The organism is Oleiphilus sp. HI0067 (assembly GCF_001635735.1).
In genome coordinates this window covers 1-736 of the sequence record NZ_LWFI01000594.1, presented here as the reverse complement: position 1 = coordinate 736, position 736 = coordinate 1, and the positions used below count along the sequence as shown (strand labels likewise).

Sequence of the window (736 nt, the reverse complement as noted above, 5' to 3'; positions counted from 1 at the left end):
TTGGTCTCGGAAGGTCAGTTGAATGTGATCGTTATAATCTAAACGTAAGTGATTGGGCTGGCGTGTTTGTACGTTACGATCCAGCACTGATAGCGCAATATACAAGTATTGTTCGTTTTGGGTGAGCGCCAAACCAAATTTGGTTTCTGTTGCCATGTTGGTGCTAGCGCTCCAGAGAGGAAAGCTGGAATTATGCGCCTCGATGATGGAGGTCTGATCACCCCAATCATCAAACTGTCCATCTAAGCGAATAGGGCTAGAGGTAGTAGGAGCGCTAAGAGCGTACTTTTCTAGTTCGCTGTCTTCATTTCCGGCCAGCAGTTTTGAGATATTGACCTGAGTGGCCACCAAGCTTGTCGCGATGGCTTTAGTCTCAATCAACTGAACACGGCCCTGTGCAGAAATAGCGGTTTGCTGAATCTCCTTCCAGTACGACCACGTCAGTACAGGAATGACCAGTAACAGAAGGCTAAGAAAACTGATCTGCGCTTTAATGCCGAATCGTTGCATTAAGCAAGTTCCCAACGATAGCCGAAGCCGGGCTTGTTGCGAATCGCATTAAAGGCTTCGTCAATTTCATTGAACTTTTTCCGAACGTTCTTCACGTGAGAGTTGATCGTACCGGTCGTTACAACGCCTTGTCTGGTGCATGCGCAAAGATCATCATAAGAGCAGCCGGCGGCTCCCGAATCGACAATGGTGACGAATACTTGAAATTGTACTGCAGTGAGTGCAA

1 protein-coding gene and 1 pseudogene are annotated in these 736 nt (G+C 47.4%); both read right to left on the bottom strand.

What is annotated here, in order from left to right:
- The coding region (locus tag A3739_RS06775) for a hypothetical protein (RefSeq protein WP_156502417.1) at positions 1-510 on the bottom strand (510 nt) is incomplete at its 3' end.
- Positions 510-736 (bottom strand): annotated as a pseudogene (locus A3739_RS06770) (winged helix-turn-helix domain-containing protein); the annotation flags it as partial. The gene A3739_RS06775 and the pseudogene A3739_RS06770, both read right to left, overlap by 1 nt.